General features: G+C 58.9%; 24 protein-coding genes and 1 pseudogene. 16 read left to right on the forward strand and 9 right to left on the reverse strand.

All coding sequences use genetic code 11. The features are described from left to right. The first annotated feature begins 16 nt into the window (after positions 1-16). Positions 17-991 (forward strand): HTH-type transcriptional regulator CysB, encoded by a 975-nt coding sequence (cysB, locus tag ACZRJ6_RS22995; protein WP_463970269.1) that lies wholly within the window; start codon positions 17-19, stop codon positions 989-991. A 5-nt stretch (positions 992-996) separates the two neighbouring features. On the opposite strand, the gene ACZRJ6_RS23000 is transcribed toward cysB, so the two are convergent. Next, the gene (locus ACZRJ6_RS23000) at positions 997-1,479 is read right to left on the reverse strand and encodes a GreA/GreB family elongation factor (RefSeq protein WP_463970268.1); all 483 of its coding nucleotides are present in this window, start codon (positions 1,477-1,479) and stop codon (positions 997-999) included. A gap of 15 nt (positions 1,480-1,494) precedes the next feature. Then, entirely contained in the window at positions 1,495-1,863 is a 369-nt protein-coding gene (locus ACZRJ6_RS23005) for a hypothetical protein (protein ID WP_463970267.1), read from the reverse strand. A gap of 132 nt (positions 1,864-1,995) precedes the next feature. On the opposite strand from ACZRJ6_RS23005, the gene earP reads away from it, so the two are divergent. The 3 genes from earP to ACZRJ6_RS23020 all read left to right on the forward strand — a co-directional run bounded on the left by earP (position 1,996) and on the right by ACZRJ6_RS23020 (position 4,764). Beyond that, positions 1,996-3,129 carry an elongation factor P maturation arginine rhamnosyltransferase EarP gene (gene earP / locus ACZRJ6_RS23010; RefSeq protein WP_463970266.1) on the forward strand — a complete coding sequence of 378 codons (1,134 nt, stop codon included), beginning with the start codon at positions 1,996-1,998 and terminating at the stop codon, positions 3,127-3,129. A 49-nt stretch (positions 3,130-3,178) separates the two neighbouring features. After that, entirely contained in the window at positions 3,179-3,751 is a 573-nt protein-coding gene (locus ACZRJ6_RS23015) for an elongation factor P (protein WP_133098860.1), read from the forward strand. Between the two features lie 263 nt (positions 3,752-4,014). Continuing rightward, entirely contained in the window at positions 4,015-4,764 is a 750-nt protein-coding gene (locus ACZRJ6_RS23020) for a sulfite exporter TauE/SafE family protein (RefSeq protein WP_463970265.1), read from the forward strand. Here ACZRJ6_RS23020 and ACZRJ6_RS23025 read toward each other — a convergent pair. Beyond that, positions 4,754-5,635 carry a LysR family transcriptional regulator gene (locus ACZRJ6_RS23025; protein ID WP_463970264.1) on the reverse strand — a complete coding sequence of 294 codons (882 nt, stop codon included), beginning with the start codon at positions 5,633-5,635 and terminating at the stop codon, positions 4,754-4,756. The genes ACZRJ6_RS23020 and ACZRJ6_RS23025 overlap by 11 nt on opposite strands. Before the next feature lie 70 nt (positions 5,636-5,705). On the opposite strand from ACZRJ6_RS23025, the gene ACZRJ6_RS23030 reads away from it, so the two are divergent. From ACZRJ6_RS23030 to ACZRJ6_RS23045, 4 genes and pseudogenes are all read left to right on the forward strand, one after another. After that, positions 5,706-5,912, forward strand: a complete 207-nt coding sequence (locus ACZRJ6_RS23030; RefSeq protein WP_463970301.1) for a DUF1127 domain-containing protein — start codon at positions 5,706-5,708, stop codon at positions 5,910-5,912. 64 nt (positions 5,913-5,976) lie between these two features. Next, positions 5,977-7,206, forward strand: a complete 1,230-nt coding sequence (locus tag ACZRJ6_RS23035) for a winged helix-turn-helix domain-containing protein (protein WP_463970263.1) — start codon at positions 5,977-5,979, stop codon at positions 7,204-7,206. 81 nt (positions 7,207-7,287) lie between these two features. Further along, a pseudogene (locus ACZRJ6_RS23040) lies at positions 7,288-7,365 on the forward strand (outer membrane lipoprotein carrier protein LolA); the annotation flags it as partial. A 99-nt stretch (positions 7,366-7,464) separates the two neighbouring features. Next, the gene (locus tag ACZRJ6_RS23045) at positions 7,465-7,614 is read left to right on the forward strand and encodes a hypothetical protein (protein WP_463970262.1); all 150 of its coding nucleotides are present in this window, start codon (positions 7,465-7,467) and stop codon (positions 7,612-7,614) included. 420 nt (positions 7,615-8,034) lie between these two features. Here ACZRJ6_RS23045 and ACZRJ6_RS23050 read toward each other — a convergent pair whose 3' ends face one another. Next, complete coding sequence (locus tag ACZRJ6_RS23050; RefSeq protein ID WP_463970261.1) at positions 8,035-9,381, reverse strand: class II 3-deoxy-7-phosphoheptulonate synthase; 1,347 nt, start codon at positions 9,379-9,381, stop codon at positions 8,035-8,037. A 161-nt stretch (positions 9,382-9,542) separates the two neighbouring features. Between ACZRJ6_RS23050 and ACZRJ6_RS23055 the strand changes: the two genes are divergently transcribed. Next, the gene (locus ACZRJ6_RS23055) at positions 9,543-10,298 is read left to right on the forward strand and encodes a spermidine synthase (RefSeq protein ID WP_133098852.1); all 756 of its coding nucleotides are present in this window, start codon (positions 9,543-9,545) and stop codon (positions 10,296-10,298) included. Positions 10,299-10,320: 22 nt separating this feature from the next. Here the strand turns inward: ACZRJ6_RS23055 and ACZRJ6_RS23060 are convergent, their stop codons facing one another. After that, on the reverse strand, positions 10,321-11,112 hold the full coding sequence (locus tag ACZRJ6_RS23060) for a crotonase/enoyl-CoA hydratase family protein (protein ID WP_463970260.1): 792 nt from the start codon (positions 11,110-11,112) through the stop codon (positions 10,321-10,323). Positions 11,113-11,534: 422 nt separating this feature from the next. Between ACZRJ6_RS23060 and ACZRJ6_RS23065 the strand changes: the two genes are divergently transcribed. Continuing rightward, positions 11,535-13,208: a DEAD/DEAH box helicase gene (locus ACZRJ6_RS23065; protein ID WP_350613153.1), complete on the forward strand. Its 1,674-nt coding sequence runs from the start codon at positions 11,535-11,537 to the stop codon at positions 13,206-13,208. 75 nt (positions 13,209-13,283) lie between these two features. Here the strand turns inward: ACZRJ6_RS23065 and ACZRJ6_RS23070 are convergent, their stop codons facing one another. Further along, a complete protein-coding gene (locus ACZRJ6_RS23070) occupies positions 13,284-14,051 on the reverse strand; it encodes a DODA-type extradiol aromatic ring-opening family dioxygenase (protein WP_463970259.1) in 768 nt (255 codons plus the stop codon). 102 nt (positions 14,052-14,153) lie between these two features. Between ACZRJ6_RS23070 and ACZRJ6_RS23075 the strand changes: the two genes are divergently transcribed. Then, positions 14,154-14,810, forward strand: a complete 657-nt coding sequence (locus ACZRJ6_RS23075; protein WP_463970258.1) for a thiopurine S-methyltransferase — start codon at positions 14,154-14,156, stop codon at positions 14,808-14,810. Between the two features lie 60 nt (positions 14,811-14,870). Here ACZRJ6_RS23075 and htpX read toward each other — a convergent pair whose 3' ends face one another. Both htpX and ACZRJ6_RS23085 read right to left on the reverse strand, forming a co-directional pair. Further along, a complete protein-coding gene (htpX, locus tag ACZRJ6_RS23080) occupies positions 14,871-15,758 on the reverse strand; it encodes a protease HtpX (protein WP_133098847.1) in 888 nt (295 codons plus the stop codon). A gap of 302 nt (positions 15,759-16,060) precedes the next feature. Continuing rightward, entirely contained in the window at positions 16,061-17,272 is a 1,212-nt protein-coding gene (locus ACZRJ6_RS23085; protein ID WP_149414163.1) for a pyridoxal phosphate-dependent aminotransferase, read from the reverse strand. A gap of 201 nt (positions 17,273-17,473) precedes the next feature. Here ACZRJ6_RS23085 and msrB point away from each other — a divergent pair, with 201 nt between their 5' ends. From msrB to ACZRJ6_RS23100, 3 genes are all read left to right on the forward strand, one after another. Continuing rightward, positions 17,474-17,866, forward strand: coding sequence for a peptide-methionine (R)-S-oxide reductase MsrB (gene msrB, locus ACZRJ6_RS23090; RefSeq protein WP_350613162.1), 393 nt, complete (start codon positions 17,474-17,476; stop codon positions 17,864-17,866). 127 nt (positions 17,867-17,993) lie between these two features. Further along, positions 17,994-18,479 carry a glutathione peroxidase gene (locus ACZRJ6_RS23095; protein ID WP_463970257.1) on the forward strand — a complete coding sequence of 162 codons (486 nt, stop codon included), beginning with the start codon at positions 17,994-17,996 and terminating at the stop codon, positions 18,477-18,479. Then, on the forward strand, positions 18,476-18,937 hold the full coding sequence (locus ACZRJ6_RS23100) for a MarR family winged helix-turn-helix transcriptional regulator (protein ID WP_350613166.1): 462 nt from the start codon (positions 18,476-18,478) through the stop codon (positions 18,935-18,937). Before ACZRJ6_RS23095 ends, ACZRJ6_RS23100 begins: the two co-directional genes overlap by 4 nt. Here the strand turns inward: ACZRJ6_RS23100 and ACZRJ6_RS23105 are convergent. Continuing rightward, positions 18,921-21,245, reverse strand: coding sequence for a hybrid sensor histidine kinase/response regulator (locus ACZRJ6_RS23105; RefSeq protein ID WP_463970256.1), 2,325 nt, complete (start codon positions 21,243-21,245; stop codon positions 18,921-18,923). The two genes, ACZRJ6_RS23100 and ACZRJ6_RS23105, sit on opposite strands and share 17 nt — an antisense overlap. A gap of 168 nt (positions 21,246-21,413) precedes the next feature. Between ACZRJ6_RS23105 and ACZRJ6_RS23110 the strand changes: the two genes are divergently transcribed. Then, positions 21,414-22,304: an ATP-binding protein gene (locus ACZRJ6_RS23110; RefSeq protein ID WP_350613168.1), complete on the forward strand. Its 891-nt coding sequence runs from the start codon at positions 21,414-21,416 to the stop codon at positions 22,302-22,304. Continuing rightward, on the forward strand, positions 22,301-22,783 hold the full coding sequence (locus ACZRJ6_RS23115) for a GAF domain-containing protein (protein WP_463970255.1): 483 nt from the start codon (positions 22,301-22,303) through the stop codon (positions 22,781-22,783). Before ACZRJ6_RS23110 ends, ACZRJ6_RS23115 begins: the two co-directional genes overlap by 4 nt. The last annotated feature ends 31 nt before the right edge of the window (positions 22,784-22,814 follow it).

The following is a 22,814-nucleotide window of genomic DNA, read 5'->3' on the forward strand; positions in this document are numbered from 1 at the left end:
GCTTTGAGGGATACATATGAAGCTTCAGCAACTGCGCTACATCTGGGAAGTGGCGCACCACGACCTCAACGTTTCCGCCACGGCTCAAAGCCTCTACACCTCGCAACCGGGTATCAGCAAGCAGATCCGCCTGCTCGAAGACGAGCTGGGCGTCGAAGTCTTCGCGCGCAGCGGTAAACACCTGACCCGCGTCACCCCGGCCGGTGAGCGCATCATCAACACCGCTGGCGAAATCCTGCGCAAGGTTGAAAGCATCAAGCAGATCGCCCAGGAGTTCTCCAACGAGAAAAAAGGCACCCTGTCGATTGCCACCACGCACACTCAGGCACGTTATGCGCTACCACCGGTGATCAGCAGTTTTATCAAGCAGTACCCGGACGTGGCCTTGCATATGCACCAGGGCTCGCCGATGCAGATCGCCGAGATGGCCGCCGACGGTACCGTCGATTTTGCCATTGCTACCGAAGCCCTGGAGCTGTTCGGTGACCTGGTGATGATGCCGTGCTACCGCTGGAACCGCTGCGTCGTGGTTCCGCACGGTCACCCATTGGCCAAGCTGCCGAAGCTGACCCTCGAAGCCCTGGCTGAATACCCGATCGTTACCTATGTGTTCGGTTTTACCGGTCGCTCCAAGCTCGACGAAGCCTTCAGTCATCGCGGCCTGACGCCGAAAGTGGTGTTCACTGCCGCCGACGCCGACGTGATCAAAACCTACGTGCGCCTGGGCCTGGGTGTCGGCATCGTCGCCAAGATGGCGGTCGATACCAAGCTCGACAGCGACCTGGTGGTGTTGGATGCCAGCGATTTGTTCGAATCCAGCGTGACCAAGATCGGCTTCCGTCGTGGCACTTTCCTGCGGGGCTTCATGTGCGATTTCATTGAGAAGTTCGCACCGCACCTGACCCGTGAAGTCATGGCCAAGGCCATCCAGTGCCATAACAAGCAGGAACTGGAAGACTTGTTCGACGGCGTTGAACTACCGGTTCACTGATCGGCTCACTTAACCTCGGTAACAGCAAACTGTTGCCGAGCGCCCGCCACCAGAATCTCCACCTCGTCCCCCTCGAACTTGCCCAGCAGGCTTTTGCCCAGGGGGGAGCGTGGGGTGATGACGGTCACCAACTGCCCCACCACATAAACCTTCAAGCCCGCCGCATCCGGCCCAATAAACAGCCATTGCTGGCGACCGTTGTCGTCCTCCAGGCCGAGTAGCGCGCCCACTTCAATCCCCCGTTGATCATCGTAGGGGCGCAGGTTCAGGTTCTGGCACAAGGTCAGCGCCTGCTTGATTTCCTCGACACGCTTGGCTTGGCCGGCCGCCAGATAAGAAGCTTCCAGCCCCAGAGTGTCGTATTTGTTTTCCGCGATATTTTCCTCGTGGGTCGCAGTTTCGTAGGCGGTTTGCGCGGCGCGTTGGGCGACGTCGAGGTCGACGATGAGTTTTTCCAGGATCAGCTGGTGGACGGCGTATTTGTTCATGGGTCTGCTTGATCATCAGTCGCAAAATTGCAGGACATTGGCTCGGCTTTTGTCGCTGGGGGCATTCTGGTCCTGTTGCAGCCAGAACTGGCATTTGGGGTTGGACAGGTTACGCGGGTTGTTACGCGCCTGGTCCAGGACCTGCTGTTGTTCCTGCTTGCGCAGGTTGTCCTGATACTGCTCGAACATTCGGTTAGGTGGCTCTGGTGCAACCACCGCGGGTTTACCTAACTGCTGCACAGCCTGGGCGACGGGCGCCAGGGATTGTTCGAACAGATAATGCGAGGCCAGCCAAGTGCTCAATGCAATGGCGATAAACCCCAGCCACAGGCCCAGGGCAATGGCGACACTGAGTTTGAACGGTGATAGCGGGCGGTCTGACATGGCGGCCTCCTGGCAGGCGTTTGCGGCAAGCTGCGGATTGTCGCACAGCCCTCTTGCAGAATAATCGCTATCAACCCTTCTGCATTGCAGCATTTATGCGGACAATCGAGCCTTTGAGCGTTGGAGCCCGGAATGAAAGCCCGCTGGGATATTTTTTGCAGTGTCGTCGATAACTACGGCGACATCGGTGTGACTTGGCGCCTGGCCCGGCAATTGGTGGCGGAGCATGCTTGCGTAGTGCGTTTGTGGGTGGACGACCTGCGGGCATTCGAGCGCATGTGTCCTCAGATTGATGTGCAGTTGGATCAGCAATGGCGCGAAGGTGTCGAGGTGCGCCATTGGTCAGCAGACTGGCAAGCGACCGATGCGGCAGACGTGGTCATAGCCGCCTTCGCCTGTCAGTTGCCGGCTGACTATATGGATGCCATGGCCGAGCGCGAGAACATACCGCTGTGGATGAACCTGGATTACTTGAGCGCCGAGGCCTGGGTGGTTGGTTGTCACGGCCTGCCGTCAGTGAAGTTCAAGGGCGTGCAAAAGTACTTCTTCTTCCCGGGGTTTCGTCCGCAGACAGGCGGTTTGCTGCGTGAGGCCGGATTGCTGGAGCGGCGTCGGGCCTTTCAAAACGACCCGCAGGCCCGGCAACAGTTTCTGCAGGCGCTCGGGGTTTTTCCGGTGCCGGGTGCGCGGCTGATGTCGCTGTTTGCCTATGAAAATGCCGGGCTGGCCAGTTGGCTGGACGTGTTGGCAGCCGATGGGCGAGCGACCCATCTGTTGGTGCCGCAAGGGCGAATTCTCGGCGATGTGCAGCGCTGGTTGGGCGTGGATAGCCTGGCGGTGGGGGCGGTGCACCAGCGCGGCGCTCTGACGGTTCAGGTGCTGCCATTCGTGCCACAGGATCAATACGATCAACTGCTGTGGTGCTGTGACTTCAATGCCGTACGCGGCGAAGACTCCTTCGTGCGGGCGCAATGGGCCGGGCGTCCTTTGCTGTGGCATATCTACCGCCAGGATGAAGATATCCATCTGGACAAGCTCGATGCTTTCCTGACGCTGTACACCGAGGGCTTGTCGCCGGCCGCGAAAGTCGCGCTGGTTGACCTTTGGCAGGCGTGGAACGCTGATGGCGATATGACCAAAAGCTGGAAAATGTTGCTTGAACACTGGCCGGAAGTGACCGTTCATGCCGAACAGTGGTGTCTGGAACAAGGCTTGCAGGCAGATCTTGCGACGGCACTGGTACAGTTTTATGTAAATTGGATATGATACGCGACCTTGAATTTTGTAAATCCCATCCAAATTTCGGATATTCGCAATGAAAACTGGTAAAGAGCTTAAACCCGGTACCGTCATCAAGCTCGAAAACGACCCTTGGCTGGTTCAGAAAGCTGAATTCACCAAGTCCGGTCGTAACAGCGCGATCATGAAGACCAAGTTGAAAAACCTGCTGACCGGTTACAAGACCGAAATCGTCTACAGCGCCGATGACAAACTGGAAGACGTGATCCTCGACCGCAAAGAAGCGACCCTGTCCTTCATCAGCGGCGACACCTACACGTTCATGGACACCAGCGACTACACCATGTACGAGCTGAACGCTGAAGACATCGAAGCCGTTCTGCCATTCGTGGAAGAAGGCATGACCGACGTCTGCGAAGCGATCTTCTTCGAAGAGCGCCTGGTTTCCGTAGAGCTGCCGACCACCATCGTGCGTCAGGTTGACTACACCGAAGGTTCCGCTCGCGGCGATACTTCGGGCAAGGTGATGAAGCCTGCCAAACTGAAAAACGGTACCGAGCTGAGCGTTGCAGATTTCGTAGAAATCGGCGACTGGATCGAAATCGATACCCGTGAAGGTGGTTCGTACAAGGGCCGGGCCAAGGTTTAATCCTTGCCTGACCCGTGACACCAAAAAAAACCCGACCATGAGTCGGGTTTTTTTGTGGTCGCGTTTTGTATCTGTTCAGGTGTTGCTTGAGTTCTTCAGAGGCTTGCAACAGGGCGGAGTGCACCGCTGGCACTTGGCTGGTAACGCGCCAGATAAACATGCTGCTTATGCGAAGTTGGCACAGCCATTGTGCGTTGCTGTGCGTTTCCCCGCCAGAGCGAACTGCGTAGCATGCAAGACATCGGGAATGTGGAGTAGGCGGCGTGCTTGATTTGGCGATGTATGTGGTACTGGGTGTGGCGTTGGGCACTGTCGGCGGTTTGTTTGGCATCGGCGGCGGGCTGATTGCCATCCCGGTGTTGGGCGTGTTGTTTGGCCTTGATCAACAAATCGCCCAAGGTACGGCCCTGGTGATGGTAGTGCCCAATGTAATGCTGGCGTTGTGGCGCTATCACCAACGCAACCGCATCGAACTGCGCCACGCGCTGCCGCTGGGGCTGATGGGGTTTTGCTTCGCCTGGCTGGGGTCGATTTGGGCCGTGGGCATTGATGCCGGTGTGATGCGCATTGGTTTTATTGTATTTCTGGTGGCGCTGTCGGCTTATAACCTGTTGCGCATGTTCACCCGCAATGCACCGCCGTCGGCACAGATGCGCTACTCCTGGCCGTGGCTGGGGGTGCTGGGGGCGGCGTCGGGGTCGATGGGTGGCTTGTTCGGCGTGGGCGGCGCGGTGGTTGCCACGCCAGTGCTGACCAGTATTTTCGGCACCACCCAAGTGGTCGCCCAAGGCCTGTCCCTGGCATTGGCGCTGCCTAGCACCAGCGTGACCCTGGTGACCTACGCCTGGCACCACGAAGTGGACTGGATGATCGGCATGCCGCTTGCCATCGGTGGGCTGCTTAGCATCAGTTGGGGCGTGAAAGTCGCCCATGCCTTGCCGGAACGCCTGCTGCGCGGGCTGTTCTGCGGCTTTCTGGTGGTGTGCGCGGTGATGCTCACCTTTAAAGTTTAAAGCCTTCGATGATGTACTCGGCGAGACATTCGGTGATGGGCGAGGTGGTGCGCGAATTGCGTAGCAGCCGCAGATTGACGGATGGCAGCGGCGGGAAGCCTTCGGCTGCGCCCAATATCCGCAGGTCTTCGGTCACCAGGCTTTCCATGGTGACCGTCACCGCCAGGCCTGCGCCCACCACCGCCAGGATCGCGGCACCGTTTGAGCTGTGATACGCCAAGCGATACTCCCGGCCATTGGCATCCAGCGCGGCGCGCGCCCACTGGGTGCAGAAGCTGTCCATGCCGGAAATGGCCAAGGGCAGCGCGGCGTGTTCGTCCGTGCAGAAGCAGGGTGCGGCGACCCAGACCATGGGTTCATGTCGAAGCAATTCGCCGACTTCATTACCCGGCTCGCGGCTGATAACGGTCAGGTCCAGGTCTCGGCGCTGCATCAGTATCGGCGATGACTCGCAATGCATTTCAATCTGGATCAGCGGGTAAGCCTTGGAAAAACGCTTGAGGATGCCCGGCAAAAAACGCATCACGTAGTCATCGGGTGTGCCGATGCGTACCAGCCCGACCATATGCGGCTCGCGCAAGGTGTTAAAAACCTCGCTGTGCAACTTCAGTATCCTGCGCGCATAGCCCAGTAGAACCTGCCCCTCCGGTGTCAACCTGACCTGGCGACCATCGCGCTCGAACAGCTTGCGCTGCAGCACGTCCTCTTCCAGGCGCTTCATCTGCATACTCACCGCCGACTGGGTGCGGTTGACCTGCTCGCCCGCGCGAGTGAAACCGCCCTGATCGGCGATGGCGACGAAGGTGCGCAGGACTTCAGTGTCGATGCTCGGGTAGTTGGACAATTGATCAATCTCCGAGATGTATTGCATAAGAAACATTCGTTGGATTGATCATACCGTCAGGCACAGACTTCAGTCATCCCCACTGGAGGGCAAGATGATGAAAGGTCAAAAAGGTTTTGTGTTGATGGTGAAACGTCCTTTTTTCAGGCTGTTTCAGCGATTTTCCCGTTGGCAGGCGCTGCATCGCGAACGCCAGTTGCTGGCGAGCATGAGCGATGACGCACTCAAGGACATCGGCCTTAATCGAGCCGACGTCGAGATGGAAAGTCACCGGCGTTTCTGGGAAGACCCGCTGCGAAAATGACTTCAATACCCCTACACAACCCAGGGTTCAGTAAGGTAGTTTGCGAGCCTACAAGGAGATGCCCATGCCCGCAGAACTGTCCTTTTCCCTCAAGCAGGCGCGGCGTCTGGCGCTGGCCGCCCAAGGTTTTTCCGGGCGCCAGCCGCCGGCGCTGATCAAGGCTGCGCAGGTCAATCGCCTGATTGACCGTTTGGGTGTGCTGCAGATTGATTCGGTTAACGCTGTGGTGCGCTCCCATTACCTGCCGCTGTTTTCCCGCCTTGGGAGTTATTCCCCGCTGATTCTTGAACAAGCTGCCTGGAGCCAGGGGCGGCGGCGTTCGTTGTTTGAGTATTGGGGGCATGAGGCGTCGTTGCTGCCGATGGCACTGTATCCGTTGATGCGCTGGCGCATGCAGCGCGCGTCTCAAGGGCAAGGTATTTATCATCAGATGGCGCGCTTTGGTCGTGAGCAACAGGACACCATTCGCCGGGTGCTGGGCATCGTCGAGCAGCGGGGTGCCTTGGGCGCGGGCAGTTTGTCGACCCGCGAGGAGCGTGCTGGGCCCTGGTGGGACTGGAGCGATGAAAAGCATGCCCTGGAATGGCTGTTTGCCGCCGGCCTGGTGACGGTCGCCGGACGTCGGGGTTTTGAACGGCTCTATGATTTGCCGGAACGGGTGATCCCCGCCGCGATTCTCCAGCAAACGCCCTTGAGCGAGGCCGAGGCGCAGCGGGGCTTGTTGCTGCACGCGGCTACGGCGTTGGGCGTTGGCACAGAGAAGGATCTGCGGGACTACTTTCGACTGGAGCCCGCCGATAGCCGTGGGCGCTTGGCGGAGTTGGTCGAGGAGGGCCAGTTGGTTTCGTGCCAGGTTCAGGGTTGGAAGCAGTCAGCCTATTGCCTGCCTGAGCCGAAAGTTCCGCGCAAGGTGCTGGCCAGTGCGCTGCTCTCGCCTTTTGATTCATTGATCTGGGAGCGCAGCCGGACCGAGCGGTTGTTCGATTTCCGTTACCGGCTGGAGATCTATACCCCGCAAGACAAGCGGGTCTACGGTTATTACGTGCTGCCGTTTTTGCACAACGAACGGATCGCCGCCCGTGTCGACCTGCGGGCCGAACGTGCTGCCGGGCGATTGGCGGTGCATGCCGTACACGAAGAGGAACCGGGGCTGGACGAGGACGGGATGTTGGCCCTGGCGCTGAATCTACGGCAGATGGCCGACTGGCTTGGGCTTGAGCAGGTTCAGCTTAATTGCCCGCGGGCCAGTGCGGCGCGGTTGCGGGTAGCGATGGGGGCTTTAGGGTTGCTGTGATAAGCGGGGCCTGGTAGCCGACCTGAGTGGTGAAAAGCAAAAGAGGATCTACTGCCCACTGTAGGAGCGAGCTTGCTCGCGATGGTCGTTAACGATGACGCTGGCTTCCTGAATCACCGCAGCGCCCTCAGGTTCTTCGCGAGCAAGCTTGCTGCTACAGAAAAGCGGATAGGCGCTGGCTTTTGATCTGGCTACCCGCCCGTTAACCAGAGGCCGAACGCAGGTGTTGCGCAGCGGCTCAACCGGCAAGGATGCCGGTTGAGTGGGGAAAAGCAAAAGTGGATCTACTGGAGCGAGTTTGCTCCGGGCGGCGCTCGCGAAGAACCTGAGGGCGCCGCGTTCATCCAGGAAGCCCACGTCATCGTTAACGACCATCGCGAGCAAGCTCGCTCCTACAGTGGGCAGTGAATCCGCTCTTGCTTCTCACCACTCAGGTCGGCTACTAGGCCGCCGTGCTTTTGATCTTGATCTTGATCTAAGGCGCCCCGTTAACCACGATGGCTGAACGCAGGCATTGATCCGTGGGTAAACCGGCAGGACGCCGGTTTAGCCGCGCTGGGCCAAGGATGGCCCATCGCGGCGGCCCACGGAGCAATGCCGGAGTGAAGGCATGCCGAGCCTAAGCGAGGCACCAAGTGGTGGGGCAAGAGCCTTTTGGTTACTTTTGGGCTCTTTTCAAAAGTGACACGCCGTAAGGGCGTAACCCTAAGCCGCCCTGACCAAAATAACGGATATGTACTCAATCGCCCCGTAGAACCGAGCCTACCCCCCCCAGCTATCAGCAACTTCAAGAGATGTGTAGGTGCCTAATCAGGCAACAAAAAAACCTTACCTTTTCACTTGCTTCAATGTTTCGGCAATCAAAAACGCCAACTCCAGCGACTGATCGGCATTCATCCGTGGGTCGCAATGGGTGTGGTAGCGGTCCGACAAACCATCTTCCGTAATCGGCCGCGCCCCGCCGATGCACTCGGTGACATTCTGCCCGGTCATCTCGATATGAATCCCGCCGGCGTAAGTCCCTTCGGCTTCATGGACCTGGAAGAACTCCTTCACCTCACTGAGGATCTGCGCAAAATCCCGGGTCTTGTAGCCGCTGCTGGCCTTGATGGTGTTGCCATGCATTGGATCGCTACTCCACAGCACTTGCTTGCCTTCGCGCTGCACGGCGCGGATCAAGTTGGGCAGGTGATCGCCTACCTTGTTGGCACCCATGCGCGCAATCAGGTTCAGGCGGCCGGGGTCGTTGTCCGGGTTGAGGATGTCGATCAGGCGAATCAGGTCGTCCGGGTTCATGCTCGGGCCGACCTTGACTCCGATCGGGTTGTTCACTCCGCGCAGGAATTCGACATGGGCGCCGTCGAGTTGGCGGGTGCGATCGCCGATCCATAGCATATGGGCCGAACAGTCGTAGTAATCGTTGGTCAGGCTGTCGCGACGGACAAATGCTTGCTCGTAGTTGAGCAGCAACGCTTCGTGGGCGGTGAAAAAACTGGTCTCGCGCAATTGCGGCGAACTGTCCATGCCGCAGGCACGCATGAAGGCCAGTGTTTCATCGATGCGGTTGGCCAACTGGCTGTACTTCTCGGCCAGGGCTGAATTGGCGATGAAGTCCAGGTTCCACTTATGCACCTGGTGCAGGTCGGCAAAGCCGCCCTGGGCAAAGGCTCGCAGTAGGTTCAGGGTGGCGGTGGACTGATGGTAGGACTGCAACAGGCGATCCGGGTCCGGCACGCGGCTTTTTTTATCGAAGCCAATACCGTTGACGATATCGCCACGGTAGGCCGGCAGCGTGACGCCGTCGATGGTTTCATCGTTGGCCGAGCGCGGCTTGGCAAACTGACCGGCCATGCGCCCGACTTTCACCACTGGGCAGCCGGCGGCGAAGGTCATGACAATGGCCATCTGCAGCAGCACTTTAAACGTGTCGCGGATTTTCGCCGCCGAGAACTCGGCAAAGCTCTCGGCGCAATCGCCGCCCTGCAGCAGGAAGGCTCGACCCTGGGTAACCTCGGCAAACTGACGGCGTAACTCACGGGCTTCACCAGCGAACACCAGCGGCGGATAGCTGGCAAGGCTTTGCTCGACCTGCAGCAAGTGCGCAGCGTCAGGGTAGCGGGGTTGTTGCTGGATCGGCAGGGCGCGCCAGCTATCGGGGCTCCAGGGTTGGCTCATCATGAACTCGAGTGATTTACGGTCGGGTTGCCATGTTATCAGCAATTAGTGCGTGACCTGCTGGCGCCGGTTCGCGGACAATCGCGCCTTTCCCGCTTGGGCTCGGGCGGCTGGATTGATCCGGTGCCCAGGTTGTTGCCTGGTAGCCGTTAGGAGATGAGATGACTGAGGAGCGCGTTGAGCGCCTGCTGGCCGAAGTCCATGATGACTTTGGCATGATCCGTGTATTGGAAGTGGCCGATTACCGCTTTCTTGAATTTGGTGACGCCATTGAGCAGAGTTGTGTGTTCACTGCTGACCCCAGCTGGCTGGAGTACGACTACACCCGCGCCATGCTTGTCGGTGCGCTGTGTCATGAACAGCCGGAAAGTGCGTTGTTCCTCGGGCTTGGTGCCGGAACCCTGACTCAGGCGTGCCTCAAGTTCCTGCCGCTGGAAGATGTCGAAGCCATTGAGCTGCGTCCAGATGTACCGCGCCTGGCCATCGAGTTTCTGGGCCTGGATGACGATCCGCGGTTATATATCCGTGTGGGCGACGCTCTGCAATTGCTGGAAACCGCAGAGCCGGCGGACTTGATTTTCGTCGACTTGTATACCGACCTCGGTCCGGGTGTCGGGCATCTGGCCTGGACCTTCCTGGAAAACTGCCAGAAGCACCTCAACCCTGGTGGCTGGCTGATCATCAACCAGTGGGCCACCGATGACGGCAAGCCGCTGGGCGCCGCTTTGCTGCGCGGGCTTTATCACCGGCACTACTGGGAGCTGCCGGTGAAGGAGGGCAATGTGATCCTGATCGTGCCGGCGGACCTGGATCAGGAGCTGGACCGGGATGCACTGGCTGCCCGCGCCGAAGCGCTGGCGCCGCGACTGGGGTATTCGTTGCAATCGTTGATCAAGGCGATTCGGCCGGCGACCTGAGGTTGGGCACTTGTGTCAGTCATCAACAGCCTTTGAACACCCCAGGTCGCTTTTCGATCATCGCTCGAACACCTTCCTTGGCGTCTTCACTGTTAAGCAGTTTCTCCACCAGCACCGGCAACCCGGTAGCAGCGGCCGCTTCACCCTCGATGCGGGCCTGGCGCGCCGACATCAAGGTGGCCTGCACCCCCAGCGGCGCTTGCCGTGCGATGCGATTGGCCAGCTCCAGCGCCCTGGGTAACAGGTCTTCGCTGGCCATGACTTCCTGCACCAGGCCCAGACGCAGCGCTTCATGGGCATCGAATTCATCGCCGGTAAGCAGCCAGCGCATGGCATTGCCCCAGCCGGCGATTTGATGGAAGCGCAGCGTCGCGCCACCAAAAGGAAAGATCCCACGTTGCACTTCCATCTGCGCAAAGCGGGTATTGCTGGCGCACAGGTTGATATCCGCTGCCAGCATCAATTCGATGCCAATGGTCAGGCAATAACCCTGGGCGGCGACAATCACCGGTTTGCTGACCCTTGGCCCGGCGAATACACCCCACGGGTCGCAACCGCCCAACGGCGGTTGCCAGCCCTGTGCCATGGCGTGGGCGACATTGGCCAGGTCCAGGCCGGCAGTGAAGTGGTCGCCGTGGCCGAAGACGATGGCTACTCGCGCCTCATCGTTACGATCAAATTCGCCATAGGCCAGGCTCAGTTCGTTCAGCAGGTCGAGGTCGAAGGCATTGCGCTTGGCCACGCGATCCAGGCCCAGAAGCAGGACGTGACCCTGCTGTTCACGGCTGACGCGGCTGCTGCTGGCTTGATTCATGGGGGAGTCCTCGGGCGCGAAGGGTAGTTTCGGACCAAAGGGCCCGCTGCGAAAAGTGAACCGTTTAAGCGTCATGACCAACAGGGCCGGGTCTTTGAAAAATAGACGCTACTGCAAGGATCCGCAAAGCCTGTGACACAGAGCAGTTCAACTGGTTTTTTCGATAAAAAAAGCTCCCTTTTTCAGGTATTTCCGGTATAGTGCGCGCCGGCCTTTAACCGGGCCGCGTTTAGGTAGCGCAATTCCCCGAAGTCAGCTTCGGCTGCTCGTCCGCACAGCGGACTCTTCCTTGACGAATCTTTTTCATTCATTCGTTTTCGCAAATCCCCGCCGACAAAGCAGCCAGGGCGACTCTTGAGTCTCAACACGGCATGCGCAGCTTTGGAGCATGGGTCTTTGCGGATGCACTTAGAGGCAGACCCATGACCCAGGAAACCGGCGGCTTCGCCGCTTTTAATCTTAACCCGAATATCCTTGCAGCCGTCATTGCGACTGGCTACGAAGAACCTTCGGCTATTCAGCATCAATCGATCCCGATCATCATGGCCGGCCACGACATGATTGGCCAGGCGCAAACCGGTACGGGTAAAACCGCTGCGTTCGCCCTGCCGATCCTGCATTGCATCGATCCTGCCAAGCGCGAGCCGCAAGCCCTGATCCTGGCGCCAACCCGTGAGTTGGCGCTGCAAGTAGCAACTGCTTTCGAAACTTACGCCAAGCAAATGCCGGGCGTAACCGTTGTGGCCGTTTACGGCGGCGCGCCTATGGGCCCACAACTGAAAGCAATCCGTAACGGCGCACAGATCGTTGTCGCCACTCCGGGCCGTCTGTGCGACCACCTGCGTCGCGACGAAAAAGTCCTGTCGACCGTGAACCATCTGGTTCTCGACGAAGCTGACGAAATGCTCAAGCTGGGCTTCATGGACGACCTGGAAGTCATCTTCAAGGCTCTGCCAGCGACCCGTCAGACCGTATTGTTCTCGGCTACCCTGCCGCAGTCGATCCGTGCCATTGCCGAACGCCATCTGCGCGATCCGCAACACGTGAAGATCCAGACCAAGACTCAGACCGTTACCGCGATCGAACAGGCTCACCTGTTGGTTCACGCTGACCAGAAGACCTCGGCTGTATTGAGCCTGCTGGAAGTCGAAGACTTCGATGCCCTGATCATGTTCGTGCGTACCAAGCAAGCGACCCTGGACCTGGCCAGTGCCCTGGAAGCCAAAGGCTACAAAGCCGCTGCGCTGAACGGTGACATTGCCCAGAACCAACGTGAGCGCGTGATCGAATCCCTCAAGGATGGTCGTCTGGACATCGTTGTGGCGACCGACGTTGCCGCTCGTGGCCTGGACGTTCCGCGCATCACTCACGTGTTCAACGTTGACATGCCGTACGATCCGGAATCCTACGTTCACCGTATCGGCCGTACTGGCCGTGCCGGTCGCGAAGGTCGTGCACTGCTGTTGGTGACTCCGCGTGAGCGTCGCATGCTGCAAGTGATCGAGCGTGTTACTGGTCAGAAAGTTGCCGAAGTCCGCCTGCCGGATGCCCAGGCCGTTCTCGATGCTCGCATCAAGAAGCTGACCAACAGCCTGTCGCCGCTGGTGGCTGACGCTGAATCGACCCACGGTGATCTGCTGGACCGCCTGACTGCCGATATCGGTTGCACCCCACGTGCCCTGGCTGCAGCCCTGCTGCGCAAGGCTACCAACGGTCAAGCACTGACCCTGGCTGCCATCGAGAAAGATCGTCCACTGGTACCGAACAACGCTCCGCGCGGTGATCGTCCAGAGCGTACCGGTGATCGTCCGGACCGTGGTGATCGTGAGCGTCGTGCTCCGGTTCCATTGGCTGAAGGCCGTGCTCGCTGCCGTACCGCGCTGGGTGCGCGTGATGGTATCGCCGCCAAGAACCTGCTGGGCGCTATCCTCAATGAGGGTGGCCTGGCACGTGAAGCTATCGGTCGCATCCAGGTGCGTGACAGCTTCTCCCTGGTGGAGCTGCCGGAAGATGGTCTGGAAAAACTGCTGACCAAGCTGAAGGACACTCGTGTTGCCGGCAAGCAGCTCAAGCTGCGTCGCTATCGCGAAGATTGATCCGCTCTTGAGCTGATTGATCGAACATAAAAAATCCCCGACTGGTTCGGGGATTTTTTATGCCTGAAGTTTGAGCTAGCCAAATCGATAGATATCCATTCCCAGCGCCCCCATGGTGAAGCCTTGGTGAGCAACGCTGAATTGCCCGCCTGCGCCCCGTGCAAAGTACAACGGCAACAAATGCTCATCGCTGGGATGACTGCGTACTGCATTGGGTGCCTGGCGACGATAGTCGTGCAATGCGGCTTCATCACCGGCTGCAAGCTTCTCCACAACCCAATCGCGAAAGTCCCGAGCCCAGGGTTCAATACTTTCCGGCCCGGCGTGCCAATCCAGCTCGCCAAGGTTATGGGTAATGCTGCCGGAGCCGATCAGCAGCACGCCTTGCTCGCGCAGGCTGGCGAGCGCATGGCCAACTCGGGTTTGCAGGGCAGGGCCGAGGCGGCTGGGCAGCGAGACTTGCAGCACCGGGATATCGGCATCGGGGTACATCAGAGACAGCGGCACCCAGGCGCCATGGTCGAATGGACGTTTGGTGTCGATCATCACATCCAAACCATCCTTCTGGAGCAAGTTGACAATTTGTACTGCCAGCTGCGGTTGGCCGGGCGCCGGGTATTGCACGGCAAACAGCTCCGCGGGGAAGCCGCCGAAGTCGTGCCAGGTTTCTGGAGCCGGACTGCCGCTGACCAACAGGCCCTGGCTTTCCCAGTGCGCCGACACCACAACAATTGCCTTGGGGCGCGGTAACTCGGCCGCCAGCCGCGCCAAGGCCGGACCGCTGGCGCCCGGTTGCAGGGCGAGCATGGGCGAACCGTGAGAGATAAACAGGCTGGGGAGCATGAGAGCGGTCCTGAGGTTAAGATGGTGCCATCTTCAATCAGATCATTGATCTAAATCTAATATAAGTTTTAGTACTATTTGATCGAATTTTCAGGGTGATTCATGGATCCCAAGTTTTGGCATGAGCGCTGGGCGCGCAATCAGATTGGCTTTCATTTGCCCGAGGTGAATCCTTACCTGCAGCGCCACTGGCCCGCATTGGTCTTGACGAGCGGGGCGCGAGTGCTGGTGCCGTTGTGCGGTAAAAGCCTGGACCTGGCGTGGCTGGCCAGTCAGGGTCATCAGGTTATTGGCGTGGAGCTGTCGGAAACGGCCATTGAAGGCTTTTTCAGTGAACAGGGGCTTACACCGAAAATCAGTCAGAGGGGGTTATTCAGGGTTTATCAGGCGGGATCTGTTGAGCTGTGGTGCGGTGATTTCTTCGCTTTGGATGAGGGAGACGTGGCCGAGTGCACAGCGTTTTATGACCGTGCGGCGATGATAGCCTTGCCACCGTTGATGCGTGAGCAGTATGCCGCGCACCTGAACAGCATCCTGGCCCGAGGTTGCCAGGGCCTGTTGATCACCCTCGACTATGAACAAGCGCAGAAGGCCGGACCGCCGTTTGCAGTGACTGACGAAGAAGTACGGTTGCTGTTGGGGCAACACTGGCAGTTGGACGTTCTTGACGAGCAGGACATTCTGGGAGGGAGCTGGAAGTTCTTGCAGGGCGGTGTCACGCGACTGGATGAGCGGGTTTACCGGTTGGCCAAGGGCTGAAGAGGCGCCCACAAAAAAAGGGGCGATCCAATCGCCCCTTTCTGTGTCGCTACCAGTTCGTTAGCCCCGACGACGCAAGGCGTCGATCCGCTCTTCCAGTGGCGGGTGGCTCATGAACATGCGAGCCAGGCCTTGCTTGACGCCACCGTTGATGCCAAAGGCGGTCAGGGTGTTGGGCATATGCACCGGCAGACCCTGTTCGGAGCGCAGGCGTTGCAGGGCACCGATCATCGCATTGGTGCCGGCCAGGCGAGCACCAGCTTCGTCAGCGCGAAATTCCCGTTTGCGCGAGAACCACATCACGATCGAGCTGGCGAGGAAGCCCAGTACCAGTTCGGCGAAGATGGTTGCCACGTAGTAGGCAATACCCTGGCCGCCTTCATTCTTGAAGATGACCTTGTCGACGAAGTTGCCGATGATGCGCGCGAAGAACATCACGAAGGTGTTCACCACGCCTTGTACCAGCGCCAGGGTGACCATGTCACCGTTGGCCACGTGACCGATTTCGTGGGCCAGCACGGCCTTCACTTCATCGGGCGAGAAACGCTCCAGCAAGCCCTGGCTGACGGCAACAAGAGCATCGTTCTTGTTCCAGCCCGTGGCAAACGCGTTGGCTTCATAGGCTGGGAAGATCCCGACCTCGGGCATCTTGATTCCGGCTTCGCGGGACAATTGCTCGACGGTTTGCATCAGCCATTGCTCATGCCGCGTACGCGGCTGAGTAATGATCTGGGTACTGGTGCTCATCTTCGCCATCCACTTGGAGATGAACAGCGAGAAAATCGACCCGGCGAAACCAAAAACCGCACAGAAAACCAGCAGCTGATTGAGGTTCAGATCAACCCCGTTGGCCGCCATGAACCCGTTGAAGCCGAAAAGGCTCAGGGTGATGCTGGCAATCAGCACGACCGCCAGGTTAGTGGCCAAGAACAGCAGGATGCGCATCATGGTTGTAGAATTCTCCTCATGCTTAATGTGTTGCGTACTGCGGGGTATATAAGGTGCGGCACTGGGCTATTCAACAGGGCGACTATTTCAAACTGTGTCCTACAGCCTGAATGTAAAGCTTTGAAGGGGATTTCCGAGTTTGCAGGTCGGTGAAAATCCCCGCTCAGCCCCATGGTTATTGGCGAGTGCGCGACCAGGGGGACGAGGTGGGGGCTGTAAATGCCTGCGCCCGTGTCAGGCACAGATGTGTTGCCAGATAATCGCTGTACGACCTTAAGTGAGTCGTACAGTGGAAAAACTCATTACTGGCGATAGGACTTCAGGAAGTTGCCAATTCGACCTATGGCCATGTCCAGGTCATCCACGCGCGGCAAAGTCACCACGCGGAAGTGATCGGGCCACGGCCAGTTGAACGCTGTGCCCTGGACCACCAGCAGCTTTTCCGACAGCAGCAGGTCGAGGACGAACTTTTCATCGTTGTGGATCGGGCAGACTTTCGGGTCGATCCGCGGGAAGGCATACAGGGCGCCCATGGGTTTGACGCAGCTGACGCCGGGAATGTCGTTGAGCAGTTCCCAGGTGCGGTTGCGCTGTTCCAGCAGGCGACCGGCCGGCAGCACCAGGTCATTGATGCTCTGGTAGCCACCGAGGGCGGTCTGGATCGCGTGCTGGCTTGGCACGTTGGCGCACAGGCGCATGTTGGCCAGCATGTCGATGCCTTCGATGTAGCTTTGCGCGTTGTGCTTGGGCCCGGAGATAGCCACCCAGCCGGAACGGAAACCCGCTACCCGGTAGGATTTGGAAAGGCCGTTGAACGTCAGGCACAACAGGTCCGGCGCCAGGGATGCAGTGCAGATGTGCACGGCATCGTCGTAGAGGATCTTGTCGTAGATCTCGTCGGAGAACACCACCAGATTGTGCTGGCGAGCCAGTTCGAGCATGCCCTGCAGCACTTCCTTGGAATAGACGGCGCCGGTGGGGTTGTTCGGGTTGATGATCACCAGTGCCTTGGTGTTGGGGGTGATCTTGGCTTTGATGTCCGCAAGGTCCGGCCACCAGTTGGCTTGTTCATCACACAGGTAATGCACTGGATGGCCGCCGGCCAGGGTCACGGCGGCAGTCCACAGCGGATAGTCGGGTGCCGGTACCAGCACTTCGTCACCGTTGTTGAGCAAGGCCTGAGTGGCCATCACGATCAGCTCGGATACACCGTTGCCCAGGTAGATGTCTTCGATGCCGACGCCGTCCACCTGCTTTTGCTGGTAGTACTGCATCACCGCCTTGCGGGCGCTGAACAACCCCTTGGAGTCACTGTAACCCTGGGCGGTGGGCAGGTTGCGGATTACGTCCTGGAGGATTTCATCCGGCGCTTCGAAACCAAAGGACGCCGGGTTGCCAATGTTCAGCTTGAGGATGCGATGGCCTTCCTCTTCCAGGCGTTTGGCGTGCTTGAGCACTGGGCCGCGAATGTCGTAGCAGACGTTGGCGAGCTTGTTCGATTTGCTGACCTGCATGGCGATGTGATCCCGAAAATGAACGATCCAGACGGCGTGGACACTACCGTGCTGGGAATCCTGCGCTGGCGCACCCATAAATACGTTTGAATGCCGGTAAAGCGGGTGCCAGACTGGCGTTTTGACGAGGCGCAATCATACGTGCCGCCTGATCCATGGAAAAGACACAGATCAGGCTTTTTCAGTTGCCGAGGTGTACCGATGGAAAAGTTGCAGAAAACCGTTGATGAGTGGAAGGCAATGCTCGACCCAGAGCAGTACAACGTTTGTCGCCTCAAGGGCACCGAACGGCCGTTTTCCGGCAAGTACAACGACTCCAAGGTCGACGGTGTGTACCACTGCATTTGCTGCAATGAACCGTTGTTCGATTCGAAGGCCAAGTTTGATTCCGGCTGCGGCTGGCCCAGCTTCTACGAGCCGATTGCCGAGCAGGCAATGGTCGAGATCCGTGACGTCAGCCACGGCATGGTTCGCACTGAAGTCACCTGCACCAAGTGTGATGCTCACCTGGGTCATGTGTTCCCTGATGGCCCGCCGCCGACCGGTTTGCGCTATTGCATCAATTCTGTGTGCCTGGATCTGGTGGCACGCTAGACAGTAACCCTGCAGGCACTCGCGCCTGCAGGGGGTTATGTCAAGGTATAAGCCTGGTAAATTAAATTGCACGCAATTGAATTGCCTACTATCTTTTAGGCCTCCTTATCTCTTTCGAGGCACTGCCATGAGCGACAACCTGCTGAGCATCCCTTGCACCACCATAAAAGGTGAGCAAAAGACGTTGGCCGATTTCTCCGGCAAGGCGATCCTCGTGGTCAATACCGCCAGCAAGTGCGGCTTCACCCCGCAATACAAGGGTCTAGAGCAACTCTGGCAGCAATACAAGGACCAGGGGCTGGTGGTGCTGGGCTTCCCTTGCAACCAGTTTGGCAAGCAAGAGCCGGGTAACGAAGGTGTCATCTCCGAATTTTGCGAGTTGAATTTCGGTGTCAGCTTCCCGCTGTTCAAGAAGATCGATGTGAACGGTGGCGAGGCTCATCCGTTGTTTGTGCAACTTAAACAGCGTGCGCCGGGCTTGCTGGGTTCCAAGGGTATCAAGTGGAACTTCACCAAGTTCCTGATCGGCCGTGACGGCCAGGTGGTCAAGCGCTTCGCGCCCACCACTAAACCTCAGGAACTGACCCAAGAGATCGAAGCGTTGCTCAAATGACCGACCTGCCCAACGAGTCCCTGGCCCTCGACAGTCAGTTGTGTTTCAAGCTGTACGCAGCCTCCCGTGCGGTGACGCGGGCCTACAAGCCGATGCTCGATCAGTTGGGCCTGACCTATCCGCAATACCTGGTGATGCTGGTGTTGTGGGAATGGCAGGATGCGGCGCCACCGCAGCCGACGGTCAAGGCTTTGGGCGAACGCCTGTTACTGGACTCCGGCACTTTGACGCCGCTGCTCAAGCGCCTTGAGCAATTGGCCCTGGTCAGGCGCCAGCGCAGTGCCAGCGACGAACGTGAGGTGCACCTGAGTCTTGCCGAGGCGGGCAGGCGCCTGCGTGACAGGGTTCAACCGCTAAAGGCTCGCTTGCTGTGTGACAGTGGCGTCGACCTGAGTCAGGCAGATGCCTTGCGCCACGGTCTGGATCAGTTGCTCAGGCAGATCAAAGACTTGTCGTAGTCGGCACCCACAGGTCGAGCAGGCCGCTGAGTTCTTCCCGTCGAAAAGGCTTGGCCAGGTAGTCATTCATTCCCGCGGCCCGGCAGCGCTCTCGTTCTTCGGACAGGGCGTTGGCGGTCAGCGCGACGATTGGCAGTTCCGGCCAGCGTCCGCTGCGGCGAATCTGCCGGCTTGCCTCGTAGCCATCCATGACCGGCATGTTGCAGTCCATCAACACCATGTCGAAACGTTGTTCTTCAAGCAGCTTGAGGGCCTCGCCACCGTGGGCCGCAACGATCACCTCACAGCCGAGCTTGCTCAGCATGCCCTTGGCCACCAACTGATTGACCGGATTGTCTTCCACCAGCAGGATGCGCGCCCGATGGGTGATCGGGCCGGCTTCCAACTGGGCAAGGTCAAGGACGATGTTTGTGTCGGGGAGCAGGTTGCGATGCAAAATCTGGTACAGCGCATTGCGGCTCAATGGCCGCGCCTGTTGTTGCAAAGGGGCCAGGGCGGCGACTTCTTCGCTGGGCATGAAGTTGCCATAGGCGGTGACCAGCAGGATCGGCGCACTAATCGCCGGGCGCAGGCGGAACAGACATTCGGCGCAGTCGGTGATCAGCAGGTCGGGTTTGAGCCCACTCAAGTCATCGTCGATGGTGCGGCAATGCGGCGTCAGCCCCCAACTGGGCAACAGGGTGTTCAGCAGCTCCGCCAGACCGCTACTGGCAGAGGTAATGGCAAGCACCTCGCCCGTCAGGGGCGCCAGGCGCACGACAGGTATATGGGTGGGCAGAGGCAGGTCAGCGCAGAACTGGCTGCCAAAGCCGGGTTCCGAACTGATGCTCAGGCGGCCGCGCATGGCTTCGCAAAGGCTGTGGGTCAGTGCCAGCCCCAGTCCGGTCCCGCCAAACTGGCGGGTGATGCCGGCGCCGGCCTGGGTGAACGGTTGGAAAATCTTCACCTGGGCATCCTGGGCAATGCCGATGCCGGTGTCGCAGACCTCGATCCTGACTCGACCGTTGTGCGCACTGAGGCGCACATCGACTCGGCCAAAGCGGGTGAACTTCAAGGCGTTGGACAGCAGGTTGCTGACGATTTGCCTGACCCGGGTCGGATCGCCGATGACCTGGGCGGGAAACTGATGGTCGATCAGGCACGTCAACTCGACGTTGGGCGCGGCGTTTTGCGAGAACAGATTGGCGGTGTCTTCCACCAGCGAACCAAGGTCGAACGGGATCGTCTCCAGCTCAAGCTGACCGGCATCGAACTTGGACATATCGAGAATGTCGTTGAGCAATTCCACCAGGACTTTGCCTGAGTCATGGGCAATCGATAGCTGTTGGCGCTGCTCGGCATTCAGCGGGCTGTCCAGGGAAAGGGCGATCATTCCCAGCAGCCCATTAAGTGGCGTGCGAATTTCGTGACTCATGTTGGCCAGGAAGGCGGCACGGGCCTGGGCCATGCCAAGGGCCGTCATCTTCGCGGCTTCCAATTCTTCGTTGGATTGGCTCAGCCGGTGGTTGATCGCCTTGAGCTCGGTGGTCCTGGCAGAAACAATATTTTCCAGTTGCCCGAGGTACTCGGTTAGACGGTCCTCGGCTTGCTGGCGTTGCTGGATTTCGGCTTCCATGTTTTCGAACTGTTGGTTGGCGACGTTGACCAACACGCCAATCTCGTCGTGTTCATGCCCTGGCGGGCAGTCCAGGCGGCCTTGGGCGGCGCCACGTGGGTTGCGGGTACTCAGCTTGCGGATGATCCGCACCAGCGGTTGGGTCAGCATCACGTAGAACAATCCCAGCAAGATCCCGGTCAGGATCAGGCTGCGGGTAAAACCGCTGAGCAGGGTGATCTCGGCGCGCCGAAGAAAGCGGCTGCCGAATGTGTAGGTGTCGACGTCGAGGCGCAAGACGCCAAGGGATTCGGTTGGCATGTGGGCGAGGAACAGCCGGTCTTCGAACTGGCGATTGGCGCCAAACAGGAAGTCACTGATGGGGCGGTAGCTGCTTTCCTTGCGTGGTCGATCAACGTCAGCCAGTACCGTTGCGTTGTTGTCGATCAGTTGGGCACGGGTGATGGCAGGGGAGTGCAACAGGCCCTGCGTCAGCTCTTGCGCCAGTTCGGCGTCGATGTTGTAGGCGATGCGTGAGGCTGGGTCATGGCTGATTTCAATCAGCGAGCGTATTTCCCGGTTGATGGAGGCGTCTTCGCTGGCATAATCAATACCGATTTGGATCAGGCTGAGCAAGGTTCCCAAGACGAAACCGACCAGCACAGTCAGTCTGGCTTGTTTATAAGACAAGCGGTGGGTGAACTTGATATCCATCGGGTGCTGAACCACTTTACGTTTCCCTTCGCCCGGCAAGCATAGCTGAACATCAGAGGCTATCGGCCTTGCCCGGCATGAATCGATTTATTCAGGTGCAGCCCTGTGCGGTCTGCGTCAGGGTTTCCAATACGCCATCTTTTACAAGAACTTGCCAGAGGAATAGTCGTGGATTCTCGATTGAATGCCTTTCTTGAGCGGGCCGATGCGGTGCTCGCTCGTCTGGAACCGTTATTGCCGGCGCCTCGCCAGGCCATTGACTGGAATCAGTGCCTGGCCGCCCGTTGGCAGCGTGAAGGCCGCAGTGGCTTCTTGTTACCGCTGGAAGTCAGCCTGGACATGCGTTTGTCCGACTTGATCGGTGTGGACAAACAGCGCGAGCAGTTGGCCCGTAACACCCAACAGTTTCTCGATGGCCTGCCGGCCAACCATGCGTTGCTCTGGGGCTCGCGCGGCACCGGTAAATCCTCGATGGTGCGCGCCTTGCTGGCCCAGCATGCGAAGGCCGGCCTGCGCCTGATCGAAATCGAGCGAGATCACCTGGCCGACCTGCCACGGGTGGTCGAGCAGTTGGTCAAATTGCCACAACGTTTTGTGCTGTTTTGCGATGACCTGTCGTTCGAGGCCGGCGAAAGCGATTACCGGGTCCTCAAGAGCGTACTCGACGGCTCCCTGGAGCAGGCGCCGGAAAACGTCTTGCTGTACGCCACTTCCAACCGCCGCCACCTGGTCCCGGAAAACCAGAGCGACAACGAAAACTGGAAGATGGTTGATGGCGAGTTGCACCCCAATGAAGCGGTGGAAGACAAGATCGCCCTGTCTGATCGTTTTGGCCTGTGGCTGTCGTTTTACCCGTTCAACCAGGAGCACTTTCTCGACGTGGTCGAGCACTGGATCGGTGAGCTGGCCAGCAAGGCCGGCTTGCAGTGGCAACGTGACGAAGCGCTGGACATTCTCGCGGTACGTTGGGCAACCGGTCGCGGTAATCGCAACGGCCGTTGCGCTTATCAGTTCGCCCGCTATTGGGTTGGCCTCAAATTGCTGGAGCGTCAGCCATGATCGATTTGCAGCAGGCCGGTACCGGCCTTGATGGATACGACATGCTTTACGCACAGCTGGAATCGTTGTTGGCCGATGAGCGGGACTTTATCGCCAACGCTGCGCAGTTTTCGGCGTTCCTGTTCAATCAGCTCGATGACTTGAACTGGGCCGGCTTCTACCTCAATCGCGATGAAGAATTGGTGCTTGGGCCTTTCCAGGGGCAGATAGCCTGTGTACGCATTCCCTTTGGGCGTGGTGTTTGCGGCGCTGCTGCGGCCACGCGGCAAACACAACGGGTGGACGATGTTCACGCCTTTGCAGGGCACATTGCCTGTGACAGCGCGTCGAATAGCGAATTGGTGGTGCCGCTGGTCAAGGACGGACGGCTAATCGGCGTTCTGGACCTGGACAGCCCGAAGCTGGCGCGTTTTACCCCTGGGGATAAGGTCGGTATTGAACAGCTGGCAGCGATTTTCCTGCGCCTTACCGATTGTTGAATGAGTAGTGGCCCTGGCTGCAGCTGCAACC

The sequence above is a fragment of the Pseudomonas sp. C321 genome, assembly GCF_055407105.1.